Consider the following 15,534-nt stretch of genomic DNA (forward strand, 5'->3'; position numbering starts at 1 on the left):
AAGTCAAGAGACGACCGTATTACAGCCTGATGACTTGACGGGGATTGGCGCCGCCCAGATTTCGAAACGCCACGATATCACGACCTCCAAGATGCCTGTCCACCTTGTTGCAACAGGCTGACCGCCTCCCCTGATGCAGATAGCCGGATTTTTGAATACCGCTTCTGCTTGGTGTTCAGTGCACCGTGAGATTGAATATGTCCGCGAACGCACATCCTTTGCCTCAGCAGATCGCACGATCGCCAGCGTCCGGCTCCCCCAACCCTTGGATCTTGAGTTCGTGGTGGGACCAACTGCTGATTGTCTCCACCCCGTTACTAGTGGTCCCGATCGTCTTCCTTCTCGCGTCGCCGTGGGTGGGTGTGCAGGCGGAAACGATTGCGATCGTGGTCACCGCGTTTTTTGCCTTGGGTCATCACTTGCCCGGGATGATTCGCGCGTATGGCGACCAGGAGCTTTTCCAGAGGTTTCGGCTGCGATTCATCCTGACGCCACTGACCCTGATTGCGGTGAGCGTCCCGCTGTATCGTCACCATTACGACGTCTTTCTCTTGACTCTCTACTTCTGGGGGTGCTGGCACGGCTTGATGCAGCTTTATGGCTTCGTCCGGATTTACGACGCAAAAGTGGGCTCGACCGCCCCCATCACGGCATATCTGGACTGGCTGATGTGCCTGAGCTGGTTTCCAACCGCCTTGCTATTCTCACATAGACGGACTGCCGAGTTCCTGGGGTTCTGGTATTCCTTCGGGGGACCAACAATTCCCCCCGCTGCAATCCCGGCCTTTCGCTGGGGGGCTCTGGCACTGTCGATCAGCGTCATGATCGCGTTTCTGGTGAATTACGCAGTCCAGTCTGCTCGGGGCCGCCCCCCGAATCCCGTCAAAGTGATGATGCTTGCCAGCGGAATCGGCTTCTGGTGGTTCTCATTCGTCTATCTGCAATTCAGCGGCCTCAGCGTGACTCTTTACGAAATTGCCCATGACGTGCAGTACATGGCGATCACGTGGCTCTACAACTGTCGACGGGTGAAATCGAATCCCGAGTTTGATGGCTTCATGCGATTCGTCTTTCGACGCGGCATGGCACTGCTTTACCTGGGCTTGATCGCAGGTTACGGAGCACTCGGCCTGGTACCGACGCTCGTGCAGGATGGCTCGGTGTTTGCATTCTTCAACGCATTCATTCTGATCTCAACAATCCTGCACTACTACTACGATGGTTTCATTTGGAAGGTCCGAGAAAAGTCGACCCAGACCAGCCTCGGCGTTGCCGAAGCAGACCGCCCGCCACGACCAACGCTCGCAGGTCCAGGCGGATTTGCACATTTGATGAAGTGGAGTCCGGCAATTCTCTTCGTGGGATGGCTCTTCGTCACAGACCTGACCGACCCTTCCTTATCGGCAGAGACCAAGAAGAACCTCACGCAGCAGTACGAACAGCAACTCTCGAACTCAACGGCCCTTCCGAAAAGTGAGGACGAACAGAGTTGGCTTTACACCGAATTCGTTCAAGCTCAAAACATCGCCGCTTCGGTTCCCGATGACGAAAGCGCTCAAATGCGTGCCGCGTTCATGCTGGCCAATTTCGGCCAGAATGAGGAAGCCACGAAACTTCTCGAACGGCTTGTCCAGCGCCAGCCGTCCTCGGCTGACGGCCACCAGTTGCTGGGTGAAGTCTATGTTCACCGTGGCAGCTTCGGTCAGGCAATTCAAAGCTTCGAAGCCGCGCTTTCATTCGCAAAAACGAAGAAGCAGCGCACAAATGCCAACCTGAAATTGGGCGAGATCTACCTGGTCCAGAAAGATTCGGACAGGGCCAAAGCCCATTTTCAGGCCGCGGTGAATGAGAGCCCTCAAATACAATCCGTGCTCAAAAGCCTGCGGAAGAACGAGCCCAACAGCGTGCCGGAGAACTAAGTAGCGTGCAATGCAGCCCGATGATATGCTGGAATTTTCCGTCCCTACTGGCCCTTGGGTGCCAGCGTTTCGCAACATACGATTTTCGCGTCAAGCGAGACAAGATGCCGTCTTTTTTCTTACGCAACCGAATCCAGCACCCGTCTCAATCCCGCTTGAATGTCCTCGGCCTTGTTGTGCTCGCAATTCTTGGCTGGTGTCCACTCGGCGCGTGCCAGTCGGAGCAGACCGGAACCGTGGATCAGTCCACGCTGAAGCGCGAGTTTCAGTTTTCTGTCCAATTCGCTTCCGAATCAGGAACCAGCGCCTATATTCCCGAGAAATGGGGCTCGCTCCGAATCCACCTGATGAATGCCCGGTCGGCACCGCGAGAGCTGCTGTGTTCCACCTATTTCGATCAAGACGCCAGCCTGCAATACGGACGACATGTCTGGGTTCCAGCGCAGTCGGTACTCCGTACAGAACATCCGGTCCTGATCCCGAAATGCGATCGTACCAAGGGACGCAACCTCGAAGTGCATTCCCTGATCTTCGACGCTTCAACACCGAATGAAACACTCGTCAGAAGTGACGGTGGCATTCTGCGACACGATGCGGCGGTGTTAGTCACGCATGAATCGCGAAACACCGCGATCATCGGCAAGCCAACCCTCGTGGCAGTCACGGAGCCGATCGACAGCGAGATTGCCGAGGCACGCAAAAGACTCGTCGACGATCCTCAGGCAGAGATCACCGATCTGGTGGCGGCATGTCGCGTCGGACTGAAAATGAATAACCGCATCACCATGCTTGGCGAGGCCTTTCTTCCCGCCAATGATAGTGATTTGGACGGACTGGATCAGATCGTCGTCGCCGATGACCGAATCGTCAATGATTTTGCTGCGACAGCCGCCCTGCGTCAGTGGGTCAATGCCGGCGGCCATCTTTGGATTATGCTTGATCGCGTCAGCCCCGTCGTCCTGGAGATGTTGCTGGGCGACGACTTCACAGGCTACGTTGTTGACCGCGTCGGCCTGACATCCGTACGCATCGATGAAGCTCCCAGCCTGTCAGATCCTGCAGGAGCCATCGGCGAGACGAACACGCATGACAATCCCGTCGAACTCGTCCGAATGGTCGCCCCCGACGCCAACGTCACACATCAGGTGAACGGCTGGCCCGCGGCGATCACCATGACGCGTGGCGATGGCAAGGTGTTGATCACCACACTTGGCGCACGAGGCTGGATGAAGAAGCAGCCCGACGGCGCGGTGAGGCCAACCGATCCGCTGATGCTGTCGGACTACAAGCCGACCGAATCCATGACTAACATCGCAGACGATTTCTTTCGCCTACGCAGTCCCGAACTGCTGCGATCCGAGGCCATCGCTCCGCAGGTCCACGAATACATCGGATACAGCATTCTCTCGTGGTGGTTGATTGTCGGTACGCTGCTGGCGTTCTCGGCAGGCATCGTCGCAATCGGCATCTGGCTGATGCGTCGTGGTCAACTCGAACAACTCGTCTGGTTCGGCTCGGCTCTGGCATTGGCCGTAAGTCTGTTCCTGATTCAGGCGGGGCGAATGAATCGTCAGGGAATCCCCGCCACCATCGCCAGCGTGCAACTGATCCAGACGATCCGCGGGACGGACCAACTTCGCACCAATGGACTTCTTTCTACCTATCAGCCAGAGGGCAGTGAATTCCCGATCGAGACGACGCACGGTGGACGAATGTTGCCGGATATGACCGGCTTGGAACAAACCTCACGACGAATGGTCACGACGGATCTCGGCGTAAATCATTGGGACAACTTGCCGCAACCTCCAGGAGTTCGCTCGGCCACGTTCGAACATTCCCAGAGTGATGCAGATCGTATGGCGGCCTACATCACATTCGATGCGCATGGGGTTTCCGGGACATATCGGGGCTCTCTTCCGCCGGGCACCGATCCAATCCTCGCGACGCGCGACGGTCGATTGGGCCTGACGATGAACAGCGATGGAACATTCGTCGGTCGCGGGGATGATGTCTTTGAAAATGGGCAATACCTGAGTGCCAGCTTGCTCAGTGACGAGCAGGATCGACGACGACGCACATTGAAAGAACTGCTCGACAATCCCAAACGCCCCGATTATCCCGGCCTGCCGCAACTCATGTTCTGGACAGGCCCAAAAGACAACGGATTCCGTTTTGGCGAGGGCCTGAAGGCACAGGGTGCGTCCCTGGTCGCCGTGCCTCTGGTGATCGAACGCCCGGTCAATGGGACACAGATCATGATTCCATCGCCGCTGCTCAGCTACGACAACCGTCGAAGCCCCGATGGCACCCAGGCGTCCGCGATGTGGAATCCCATGAAGCACGAGTGGCAGGAACGATCGACTCCAGGACTGGTGTGGCTTAGCTTTCAGATTCCACGTGCCTTGATGCCGGTTGTCTCGAAGCGGGCACAAATCGACCTGAAGGTGACGGGCCCGATTGGACGGGTCGAGCTGATGGGTTTGAAAGAGGGAAACGTGGTCAACCTGAAGTCCATTGTGAATCCCGTGGGATCGCTCACAATCGAGATCACAGACCCCGAGGCATTGACGATCGACTCCCAGGGACGATTGTCACTCGGCCTGAGCGCCGGGCATTCCGATCAAGCCGTCCCCGCGGGAAACTCGACGGACAATCCTCAAACGGACGGCACGGTGCCGAACATGAACAAAAACGCGAAAGCCAATTACTGGCGTATCGAATCGCTATCACTACAACTCTGGGCAGAGACGACAGAACCGAATACGAAGGACTGACGATGGCTTTGAACAAATCTTCGACAGCGACCGGAAACCGCCCCGCGCTCGTCATCGAACATCTCACGAAACAATACGGATCATTCACCGCATTGAATGACCTGAATTTGACTTTGGGCACCGGCGAAATCCTGGGCCTTATCGGTCCAAATGGCGCGGGGAAAACCACGACGATCAAGGTTCTGGTCGGCTTGATCCGGCCCACCTCGGGCGTCGCCATGATCGAAGGCGTCGACTGCGTCAAAGACTCGCAGAAGATCAAACGGCTGGTCGGGTATATGCCCGATACGTTCGGATCGTACGACAATATGCGCGTTCGTGAGTATCTGGACTTCTTTGGTGCCACGTTTGGAATTCCACCGAAGGTGCGCGCCAAGCGAATCGATGAAGTCATGGAAATCACCAACACGGCCTACATGAAAGACCGATTCGTCGAAAGCCTGAGCCATGGGATGCAGCAGCGTGTCGGTCTGGCACGCACGCTGATTCATGATCCCAAGTTTCTGATTCTGGATGAACCGGTCAATGGCCTTGATCCTCAGGCCCGCATCGAGATGCGCGATCTGTTGATCCAGCTCGCGCAGCGCGGCAAGACATTGATGGTGACCAGCCACATTCTGCCGGAACTGGCACGGATCTGTACACGCGTGGCGATCGTGACACACGGGAAGCTGCGCGCATTCGGGACCGTGGAAGAAATTGGACGTCAGGTCAGCCAGCAGCGCACGATGGAATTGAATCTGATTTCCGCCGAACAGGTCGCGGCCGCGGCGGCGATCATCCGTCAATCGATCGAGCCCAATGCGGAAGTCACCGAGGTCCCGGCTGAAGCAGCAGTTCGTTTCCGCACGGCCCGTCCTGAAGAAGAGCTCGGCAACCTGCTGACCCGGCTGATCCAAGGCGGCATCCACGTGACACAGTTCCGTGAAGTCCAGACCGACCTCGAAGAAGCCTTCATGTCCTTCGCTCGTCCGCAGGAAGCTGCGGCCAAGCCTGCGGCTCCGACAGGAGCGACCCATGTTTAAATCGATCGTACAACGGGAACTGACGTCGCTATTGAGACGCAAGCGGATGATGGTTCTGCAAAGCGGGCTGGTGATCCTGTTTGGATTGCTGGTCGCATTACGCTGGCCAACGGACGCACGTGTCGCCATGACGGGGACACGCTCGCAGCAGGTCTTCCTGCTGTTCAGCGCCGGCTTGATGGCCACGATGCTGTTCCTGCTTCCCGTATTTCCTTCGACCAGCCTGGTGAAAGAACGGAAGCAGGGAACACTGGCGCTGCTACTCAACACGCCACTTGGACCGTTTCGAATCTACTTCGGCAAGCTGGCGTCGGTCCTGATGATTGCCGGAATGATTCTCGCCATGAGCCTGCCTGCGGCGAGTGCCTGTTACGCCATGGGCGGACTGTCGCTGTACAAGGATCTTTTTCGAATCTATTTGCTGCTCGGACTCGTAGCGCTCGAGTATTCCGCACTGGCGCTGCTGATCAGCAGTTTTGCGACCACCATCGACGGTGCGGTGCGGACCACCTATGGAACAGTCCTGGCTCTGAGCGTCCTGACGCTCGGCCCGCACTATTTCTTCCAGGGAACGACGGGCCTGTCCGCCGATATCGGTGAACTCTTGCGATGCCTGTCGCCGCTCTCGGCACTGATGTCTCTGACGGGGGCGGGTGATGCCGGCAACCAAGGGCTAACCACCAAGGTCGATCTGCTGGGACGATTCCTGATTTCGTCGCTGACGGTGACAGTGATCGCGTCGATTTGGACGATCTCGCGGTTGAACCATACCATTTTCGATCGGAACCGATCGGCCGGCACAATCAGTGACGACCAGACGGCGTCGGTTCAAGCGGTCCGCCGGGTCTTCTTCCTGATTGATCCACAGCGACGATCGAGCGGAATCTCGTCCTGGGTGAACCCCATGATGGTCAAGGAATTCCGGTGCCGGCGCTTCGGTCGTCTGCACTGGTTGATTCGCCTGGTCTCGGTTTGTGCCATGCTGTCGCTGGGTCTGACCTATGCCGCCACCGCCGGAACACTCGACTGGGGTGTCGAGACAATCGGCGGCATCATGGTTGTGATGCAGGTCGCGCTAGTGATCTTGATTACCCCCAGCCTTGCCGCCGGGTTAATCAGCAGCGAGCGAGAAAGCCGCGGCTGGCAGCTGCTGCGCACGACGCCAATGTCGGTCTTTCGCATCGTCTGGGGTAAGCTGCTGAGCGTGATTTTGCCACTCATGCTGATCCTTTGCGCCACGCTGCCCGGCTACGTGGTGATGGTCTACATCGAGCCTGGAATGTCGCTGCAGGTGCAACGTGTCGTGATCTGCCTCGTCGCAACCGCCGTGTTCGCGATGCTCTTAAGCGCGGCCGTTGGAAGCCTGTTCCTTCGCACGGCGGCCGCCACGGCCGCCGCCTATGGCGCGTTGCTTTCGATCTGCTGCCTGCCCCTGCTGATTTGGATGGGACGGGACGCCCCTTTCGGACACAGCACGGTGGAAGCGGCACTCAGCATCAATCCCATCGCGGCGGCACTCTCAGTGATTCGGATGCCCGGATTTCAAAACTATACGCTGATCCCGGTCAATTGGTGGTTCATGGGAATTTTCTCACTGGTGTCGTTGTGCGTCTTGCTGGGGCAGTCGTATCGCATTTCACGGCCGCAGTAATTCGGAACGCGTCCGTCCGATGACTTCGAAGACCAATCCCATGTCGCATTCAACATCGATCTGCAGCCTGATTCTGCTCTTCACGCTGGTCGCGCCCGTGCAGGCAGAGCTGTCACCTGATTTCCAGATGGAAACAGATCCGGAATTCCACGCACTTCCTTTTACGAAGGATTTTCGACGGGACTTCAAAGGCGTCTGGCTGCAGGCCCTGCAACGGCCCGAAGCCGACTATCAGCGAATGGCTGCCGAAACGGTGGCGCGCGCTCATGAGCACGGCATTCCCGATCTGAATCAATTGGTTCCCGCACTCGAAAAGATCCTGACCGCCCCGCAATCGCATTCGACCGCACGTTACGCGGCGGCACGCGCATTGATTGTCCTGCAATCACGCGATTCCGCTGCCATTCTGCTCGAAGCGGGCATCCAACATGGTTCCGATCTGCGACAACTGACCGAGCCCGCGCTCGCGGAATGGGATTTCACTCCGGCACGTGCTGTTTGGACCAAGCGGATTCAATCGCCCCAGACCTTTCCTCGAGATTTCATCCTTGCCCTGCGCGGCTTGGGGCGAACCCGCGAGGCGAACGTCCTTCCGCTTGTCTCAAAAATCGCGATGGACCCGCTACGTCCAGCACACGTTCGGCTCGAGGCCGCGCATGCCGCAGGCGAAATTTCGGAATCGGGACTCGAAGCAGATGCCGACGCATTGGCGCAAGATCGGCGCGTCAACCCCTTGATCAACCGGCTGTGCGCCGTCCAATTGTTGACGCGACATTCCTCGGAACAATCACGCCAGTTGCTTTTCGAACTGGCACGCGACCCCGAACCGTCACTGGCGGTCGCCGCATTGAAACGACTCAACGAAATCGATCCTGACCTCGTTCTGCCCCTCGCCGAACAGGCCATGCAGAATGCCGATCCACTCGTCCGGCAAGAAGGTGCGAACGCCTATCTCCATCGCCCAACGCCCGAACGCGTCAATCGGCTCACTCGCTTAATCGACGACGATCATCCTCCCTTGCGCCAACGTGTCGCGGAAAGTGTCTACCGCCTTGCAGAGGATCCTCAGCTTGGCGAAGTGATTCGTGCCGAGGCCGTACAGGTCCTGGCAGGAGATCGCTGGCAGGGACAACTGCAGGCGATATTGGTCCTGGGGATGCTCGATCACAAGCCAGCGGCAGACCGATTCGTGGTACTCATGGAGTCCCCTCGCAGTGACGTCAGGATCCACGCAGCGTGGGGCCTTCGCAAGCTGGCCGAACCACGGACAATTCCGGTGATCGTCGAAAAAATCCGAGCGCTCACAGACGAGCGGCAGACACGTTCAGTTCCCGGTCTCGATGAACAGGTCGCTCATTTATTCGAGGCCTGTGGAAAAATGCAGGCCAAGGACGCCGAGCCGTTGATGCTGCAATACGTCCCCCGAGACTCCACGCGTTCAAAGGACGTGTCACGCGGTGCCGCGATCTGGGCCCTGGGACAACTGCACGAAGGAAATCTGGATGAATCGCTCGCCGATGCCTTGATTGATCGCGTCCAGGACTCTGGCCTCAAGCCACCCGAAAGTCCCCTCGTCAAGCAAATGGCTGTCGTTGCGCTGGTCCGCATGAGAGCCACAAAATATGCCTCAGATCTCAAGTCGTCACTCGGCCTGCACAGTCCCGCTTTGCCACTCGACTTGGCGGCACGCTGGGGCTTTCATGAACTGACCGGAGAACAGCTTCCACCAGCGGTGCCACGGACATACCCGGATGGTGTTTGGTTCCTTGAACCGCTGACCCCATCGACGGCGAATTAGCAGGGCTTGAGGCGACCTCATTCAAGCTTGGAGTATTGCGAATGCACAAACCAACGAGGCTGGCGACTCCACTCGCAATTCCCCACAAATTCTGTCTCGGTGCGACAAGGTGGATTGCCTAACAACGGCGGCCGTTCAGCCGCACCGCTTCTGATCCAGCAATTCACTTCACCGGTCGCAATGTGCTATCTGGATAAAGAACGACTTCCCAACGCACGGGCTCTCGTTTGCCGCCCATCAGTTCCAATTGGGTGACTCCATTTGGGTGGCGAACCCGATGACCACCTCCAGGCTGAACTTCGATCACGGCCCCCTTGGCAGCCGCATCTTTGACTTGTCCTCGATATCGGATTCGTTCGAGTTGATCAAAGTGGAATTGTCCAAGGTGGTCGGTTCTCGTTGTGATTGCCCGCTTATATTCTGCCTGAGACATTTCCACCGGGGCTATCTGAATTTCCGCACCGGATATCGGCTTCCCCGTATCCGATTCGATCAGAACTCCACTGGCACTGACTCCTGGCTTCAATTGCATCTCGACCGGACGATCCAGATCGACATTGAAACTCATTGCCCCCGCGAATTTCGCTGGCGAAGCAATCACGGTCAGCCGAACTGCCAGGGGTGTCATTCGTTGATCAAGCGAAAGGCCGCGAAAGGTCGCGTAACCGTCCTCTGCCGTGACAGTCTCAAGCGTGAATGCGGTACTCGAACTGTTCGATTTTGTATTCAGTTCGAAACTGACTTTTAACTGAACCGGTTGGCCGATCACGGGTGTCCCGTTGGGATCAAGAACTCGCATTCGCCAATCACGTCCGTTGGGCAGCGCGATGACCACTCGTCGAATCGGTGTCGTTTCATCGATCGCAACTTCGTCACTGATCGCCCAGACGCACGATCCGTCGCGAACCTCACGAGCACAGACACGATATCGCCCCCCCAGTGGCACACGACTCAGGAACTGCGGCCCGCTGGATGCACCACTCGGATGAATAATGGCATTTGCTTCGTCGTGTGGTGGAAGCTGGAGAGCAAATGTCGTCATGATCGCGCTGTCCGCCGGTGTCCCATCATGCCGCATAATTGAAGCGAAGATTCCTCCATCAGGACTCGTCGGCGCGAGAAAGACTTGCGGATCGTCGCCAGGAACAATTTCCAGATCACGCTGCTCGGCAATTCGATATCCCACCAAATCGGCGGCCCAGAATCGTAGCCTCGCTCCCACCGCCACACTCAATCGAATTTCGTTCCCCTTCAGAATGAATGGACCGATATCACGATTCGCGTCCGGCAAATTGGAATGCTGCCACATCGCATACAGGGATCCTCGTGCGGGTGCATCGGGCGCGGTTCCCGTCAGTCGAATGACAACGTCTCGCATCGCCAGTAAAGGCTCGACGGCTGCCGGTTTGATGTGAAAGTCTTGAACCTGCATCGATTCGCGAGCCACGATCTTCCGAGTTTGATCAGGAATCGCAAATGTGAGTTGCTCGTCCTGGACGACATTTTCGATCGAATAGAAGCCTGCGTCGTCGACTTCCACATCCACGCTTTGGTTGGACTGCCCCACCTGCCGTTGTAGGCCAAAAACCTGGACCTGGCGACCATTTCGTTGAATCTGGCGTAGCCGCTCAAGCTGTCCCGTCACATGCCCCGTCATTCGTAACGGCAGGTTGAGATGGATCACATGGTCCTTTTCGCCCGCTCGCAGTTCGATTGTCGCTGGACCATACCCCTCGCGCAAGATGACGAAATGGTAGAGGGTGTCGTCACACAGCTCATTCAGATGAACAACCCCATTGCCTTCAGTCTCGCCGAAATCGACCCAACGATCAGGCCGAACGCCATCGCTGGGGACCTGATTTGACACAGAGCGGTTGTTGCTGCTCCAAGACACAAGGACAAACCGAGCACCGGCAACAGGCTGGTTCGTGTCCGTGCCCAAAACCCTTACCACAGTGGGATGTGCCCGTTTCATCGTGACGACAAACGGGGCTTCTGCCGCAGATTGCAGCGAATCGTGGACGAACGAATGTTCAAGTTCAAACCGCTGATAACCGGGAGCCTTCACTTGGAGACCGTAGTCTCCCAGACCAATGTGCTCGAACTGCAGTCGTCCCTGAGCATCCGCCTGAGACTCGATTGGAACGACTCCGGCGCTGGACGTCGATGCTCCATTCTTCACATTCAATTGGATTCGACTGAATGCCCCTGAAATCCGCTCGCCATCTTGATTTCTGACAACGACCTGAACAGAGCGCCCTTTTGTCAGGACCAGTTCAATGACGTTGTCATGACCTCTTGGAATGACGGACACAATCGGCGAGACAACAGGAGCCCACCCCTCATGCGAAGCGACAATCCGCAACCGTGACGGCGCAAACTCGAAAGTCTTCCGAAACTCAGACAGAGATTCACCCGACGTATCCAATGCTCGCGTACTGGTCCAATTTCCATTGTGAGACAAGCTGTTAAGGCGTAGTTGCGGTCCAACCAACCTTCCGTCGTCGAATCGAACTCGGATCTCGACGGGAACGCGCTGTTCTTGTCCGTTCGCACTTAAGCGATCATTTGTTGACGTTCGTTCACCGCCGATCAGCTCGGAATCATCCGCCGGTGGAACCAGGATTCCTCGGGCCTCAAGTTCCAAATGAGCCAGCGTGTCGACCCGTTCTTTCGGCGTGATCAATCGAGCCGCTGCCGTCACTGCAAGGTCAGTTCCTCGCTGAAGGACCACTGCAAATAATACGATCATCAGCACGAGTCCAAACAAACTTCCCCAGGACACTTTCACTCGCGGCGCCCTTTCCGGCGCGACCAAACGTTGCACCCGATCAGTTAACTCGCTGTTTCCCGGAGCAGGATCAGCGAATCCAAGCATTGCTCCGGCTGCGATGTCAGTCGTAGGCGGTCGCACCACCTGTACAGCCGAAGCGACATCGACGAGCACCCGGGCAACCGTTAACGGGCGTCCGCACAGTTGCACCGCCAATGCATCACAGCAGGCCTCGCGCTCGATCCGAATCTGACGGCTGATCCACCAGGTAGCAGGGTTAAAGAAGAGCAGTGACTCAATCACCATTTGGGTCAGGCTTGCCAGTGCGTCCCATCGATGAACGTGAGCCAACTCATGCGCAATGATGATACGCCACTGTTCAAGTGGAACACCGAACATCATGGCAGGCGGTACGAGGATTGTGGGCCAGATGATGCCAATTACCGCTGGAACCGAGACATTTTCGCAGACCATCAAGCGAATCTTGTTTCGCAGGCCAAGCCGTTCCGCAAATTCCTTCGCAATCGATTCGAGCGGTGCCAGGCCGAAGCGCGTTGCGTGCGATGCAGGCAAAGACCATGTCCGAACCATCGCATATCCCGTGAGTCCGCGGAACAGCATGATCGACGCAATGACAAACCAAGCTCCTGTCAGCCACACGGTAACACGTCGATCGATTCGCATCGACGAAACATTGGCGACCCCATGGGGCGGAACTTCCCACCGAGGGTCGTTTGACATGTCGGCCTGTACGCGTCCTGCCACGGCGGAACGCGGATCGCCTGAAGTGATCAGCGCGGTCGAAATGGCGGCGCTGGATGCGGGGGCGCTGACATGAAGCCTCAATATCGACCATGTCACAAAAACAGCCAGCACGACCGTGATCAAGCCACCGCACGCAATTCGATATCGCAATTCGGCGTGGCGAGCAGGAAGGGTGCCCAACGCGACTTGAACGCCCATGCCAATCAGTCCCGCCTGCCATAGGCTATGTGCGAGCACCCAAACACACGTCTCACTTGCTGCCATCGCAGCATCGCTCAAGATCTGTGACATGATCAGTTCCTGGGAGTCGCTCTCGATAGATTCGGCCAAAACCGCCATCTCAGGGCGGATGTTGGAAACGATTCAAACGTGGATCTGCGTGACTCGATCAATCTGTTGAAGTCAGCGGGACAGGCACCTTGGCATTCACGATGTCATGGCGTTATTTAATCTGCCGGAGGCAGGCCCCGTTACTTCAACAGGCTGCTATCCAGCGATTGCGAGGTCAGGATTTCTTGTTACGAGCTTCCAGGTCGTCAATTAGTCGGCGAAGTTCATCAATCTCGGCACGATCAACGGCATCGTCGTGCAGAAGATGCTGCAGAGCGGCGCGCCGACTCCCACCGAATACTTTGGTCACCAACCTGGACAACAGCGGAACCACGATCTTCTCACGACTCACCAGGGGCTTAAAGATATGCGCCAGCCCGTCTCGCTCGTCCGCAACGCAGAGCAGACCTTTCTTGTGCATCACTTGCATGACAGACAAGACCGACGTGTAGGCACGTTCCTTGCCGTCAGACAAGCGCTCCATGACCTGGCGAACGGTGGCAGGGCCGTGTTCCCAAAGTGCCCCCAGAATCTGTAGCTCAAACTCCGCAGGTTCAGTGTAAGCCGCCTTTTTCTTTGCCATCATGCCGCTCCTGTATTGGACGTACTGCAAATACAGTATGTACTGCAAATACAGTAGAAGTCAAGCAGAGAATCTGATTCTCTTCGACGCGCGATGAAAAACCGGGCGGGATCGAGTATTTTCCTGGATGTTTCCAAGTCGTCTTCGAACCTGAACTGACAGGCAGATGAAATCATGAAAAGCGCGACCAACTCGCTCGCGGGCGTATCTCATGAATTTGTCGGTCCAGGATCGTGGTACCACTAGCCAGTCACACAGTATGTGCGAGGATGGAACCATCTTTCGGCTCCATCCTCACTTCACTTAATGGAAGAGACTCACAACATGGCGCGTAAGATTTTGATGCCGATCGGTGATGCCACCGAGGTCATGGACACCCTGTATCCCATCTTCCGTCTTCAAGAAGACGGTTACGAAGTCGTCGTCACCGGCCCGGAAGCGCGACTGTATCACGGCGTGATGCACGAAATTCCACCTGATGCGAACATCCCGTGGGACATCACACGCGAGCAACCGGCCTATCACGTCCGGGCCACGATTGCGTTCCGCGATGTTCGGCCCGAGGAGTACTTCGCGGTCTTGTTCTCTGGCGGTCGCGCTCCTGAATATCTGCGTTACGACGAACACCTGCTGGCCATCACGCGTCATTTCTTCGAAGCCGGCAAACCGATCGCAATGCTGTGCCACGGCGTCGAGATTCCCGCGGCCGCGGGTTGTCTGCATGGCCGAAAAGGCACCACCGTGCCGAAGTGCGCTCTCGACATCACGCAGTTCGGCGGCACCTATGTCGATGAAGATGTGGTCGTTGATGGAAACCTGGTCAGTTGCCGAGGCTGGCCTCAGAATGGTCCATTCATGGGCGAGTTCTGCAAGCTGCTGCGATCGGTCGGCTGACCCGACGCTCATGACAGAATGATACGAGCACCAGCTGAGTACTTCTGGCCTTGTTTGAAATGTGTGCCACTTGCACAGCGAGTGGCACACAGGGTCTTCAATTCGCGACGCACTTTTACGTCGATTCATGACGGATGAGCGGCCCGAAATAGTCCGCACAACCACGCGCGAATGCACGGGCGGCATCGGCGGACTGCGTCCCTTGTGCCTGATGGATCGTGAACGTGCCGTCGTAGCCGATTTGCTTCAAGGCAGACGCAACCGCTTCGAAATCCACTCCGCCTGGCGTCCACGGATCGAGATGATCAAACCGGACATTCCCGCGACAAAACGTCGGCAACTCGTCGGTGCCCGCCACGTTCAGCCGATGATTCTGCACATAGACATTTACCAGATACGGACGAAGTGCCCGCAGCGTCTCGAGCCCGTACGACTGTCCGTTTAACAACAGATTCGCGGGCTCATAGATCAGTCCGAAGTTCGGCTGATCGATTTCCGCAATCACCTTCAACATCGGCTCGACCTCTTCGAATAGCGACGTGGTATGGCACTGATGCGCCAGCCGCATGCCGCGTCGTGCCGCTTGCACCGCTGCCTGCCGGGCAAACGGAATATCCTTTCGATCTTTCAAGCAGACTCGAACCAGCGTACATCCGACAGCCTCGGCAACGTCCAGGCTGGGCTCAATGTTTCGTAGGCTGTCTGGTCCATGATCATTGTTGAGCGGCACGTTGAAATCGGCCGTCACCATCGAAACAAACAAGCCCGCGTCTTCCACACAACGCCGCATCTCTATCAGTCGAGACCTGGGGGTGTCGACTCCACCGGCACTGGCGCGAAGACAGACCGCCTGATAGCCAGTCTCTTTCGCGATACGAACAAGCTCTTCAAATGGGACAAAGAGCTTTGTCTTGCACGGAGCTTCCACGATACGAACAGACAACGAGAGTTTCATGAGTGTCAGATCCGAATGAACGTGAGCAAAGTTCCCGATTCGCGAGCGCGCTGTCGAACGAAGGTGG

9 protein-coding genes are annotated in these 15,534 nt (G+C 56.9%); 6 read left to right on the forward strand and 3 right to left on the reverse strand.

Translation table 11 applies throughout. From position 1 onward, the window contains the following. Positions 1-197 precede the first annotated feature (197 nt). The 5 genes from OSO_RS0114500 (at position 198) to OSO_RS0114520 (ending at position 9,167) form a co-directional block, all read left to right on the forward strand. A complete protein-coding gene (locus OSO_RS0114500; RefSeq protein WP_010583992.1) occupies positions 198-1,919 on the forward strand; it encodes a tetratricopeptide repeat protein in 1,722 nt (573 codons plus the stop codon). 104 nt (positions 1,920-2,023) lie between these two features. Continuing rightward, the gene (locus OSO_RS0114505) at positions 2,024-4,693 is read left to right on the forward strand and encodes a type 1 glutamine amidotransferase family protein (RefSeq protein WP_010583993.1); all 2,670 of its coding nucleotides are present in this window, start codon (positions 2,024-2,026) and stop codon (positions 4,691-4,693) included. Between the two features lie 2 nt (positions 4,694-4,695). Continuing rightward, positions 4,696-5,718 carry an ABC transporter ATP-binding protein gene (locus OSO_RS0114510; RefSeq protein WP_010583994.1) on the forward strand — a complete coding sequence of 341 codons (1,023 nt, stop codon included), beginning with the start codon at positions 4,696-4,698 and terminating at the stop codon, positions 5,716-5,718. Further along, positions 5,711-7,369: an ABC transporter permease gene (locus OSO_RS0114515; RefSeq protein ID WP_010583995.1), complete on the forward strand. Its 1,659-nt coding sequence runs from the start codon at positions 5,711-5,713 to the stop codon at positions 7,367-7,369. The genes OSO_RS0114510 and OSO_RS0114515 overlap by 8 nt, the downstream gene beginning before the upstream one ends. A 40-nt stretch (positions 7,370-7,409) precedes the next feature. Further along, positions 7,410-9,167 carry a HEAT repeat domain-containing protein gene (locus OSO_RS0114520; RefSeq protein WP_157605191.1) on the forward strand — a complete coding sequence of 586 codons (1,758 nt, stop codon included), beginning with the start codon at positions 7,410-7,412 and terminating at the stop codon, positions 9,165-9,167. 163 nt (positions 9,168-9,330) lie between these two features. On the opposite strand, the gene OSO_RS47990 is transcribed toward OSO_RS0114520, so the two are convergent. Both OSO_RS47990 and OSO_RS0114530 read right to left on the reverse strand, forming a co-directional pair. Beyond that, positions 9,331-12,996: a M56 family metallopeptidase gene (locus tag OSO_RS47990; protein ID WP_010583997.1), complete on the reverse strand. Its 3,666-nt coding sequence runs from the start codon at positions 12,994-12,996 to the stop codon at positions 9,331-9,333. A 214-nt stretch (positions 12,997-13,210) separates the two neighbouring features. Next, positions 13,211-13,621 carry a BlaI/MecI/CopY family transcriptional regulator gene (locus OSO_RS0114530; protein ID WP_202799937.1) on the reverse strand — a complete coding sequence of 137 codons (411 nt, stop codon included), beginning with the start codon at positions 13,619-13,621 and terminating at the stop codon, positions 13,211-13,213. Between the two features lie 321 nt (positions 13,622-13,942). Between OSO_RS0114530 and OSO_RS0114535 the strand changes: the two genes are divergently transcribed. After that, the gene (locus OSO_RS0114535) at positions 13,943-14,512 is read left to right on the forward strand and encodes a DJ-1/PfpI family protein (protein WP_010583999.1); all 570 of its coding nucleotides are present in this window, start codon (positions 13,943-13,945) and stop codon (positions 14,510-14,512) included. A 115-nt stretch (positions 14,513-14,627) separates the two neighbouring features. Here the strand turns inward: OSO_RS0114535 and OSO_RS0114540 are convergent, their stop codons facing one another. Continuing rightward, positions 14,628-15,467 carry a sugar phosphate isomerase/epimerase family protein gene (locus tag OSO_RS0114540; RefSeq protein ID WP_040592385.1) on the reverse strand — a complete coding sequence of 280 codons (840 nt, stop codon included), beginning with the start codon at positions 15,465-15,467 and terminating at the stop codon, positions 14,628-14,630. Positions 15,468-15,534: the final 67 nt, after the last annotated feature.

Origin of the sequence: Schlesneria paludicola DSM 18645, assembly GCF_000255655.1 — a bacterium.
GTDB lineage: Bacteria > Planctomycetota > Planctomycetia > Planctomycetales > Planctomycetaceae > Schlesneria > Schlesneria paludicola.

Coding starts and splice junctions, on each gene's coding strand:
- OSO_RS0114510 (WP_010583994.1), top strand. CDS start 4,696: ATGGCTTTGAACAAATCTTCGACAGCGACCGGAAACCGCCCCGCGCTC.
- OSO_RS0114520 (WP_157605191.1), top strand. CDS start 7,410: ATGTCGCATTCAACATCGATCTGCAGCCTGATTCTGCTCTTCACGCTG.
- OSO_RS0114500 (WP_010583992.1), top strand. CDS start 198: ATGTCCGCGAACGCACATCCTTTGCCTCAGCAGATCGCACGATCGCCA.
- OSO_RS0114505 (WP_010583993.1), top strand. CDS start 2,024: ATGCCGTCTTTTTTCTTACGCAACCGAATCCAGCACCCGTCTCAATCC.
- OSO_RS0114540 (WP_040592385.1), bottom strand. CDS start 15,467: ATGAAACTCTCGTTGTCTGTTCGTATCGTGGAAGCTCCGTGCAAGACA.
- OSO_RS0114530 (WP_202799937.1), bottom strand. CDS start 13,621: ATGATGGCAAAGAAAAAGGCGGCTTACACTGAACCTGCGGAGTTTGAG.
- OSO_RS0114535 (WP_010583999.1), top strand. CDS start 13,943: ATGGCGCGTAAGATTTTGATGCCGATCGGTGATGCCACCGAGGTCATG.
- OSO_RS0114515 (WP_010583995.1), top strand. CDS start 5,711: ATGTTTAAATCGATCGTACAACGGGAACTGACGTCGCTATTGAGACGC.
- OSO_RS47990 (WP_010583997.1), bottom strand. CDS start 12,996: ATGTCACAGATCTTGAGCGATGCTGCGATGGCAGCAAGTGAGACGTGT.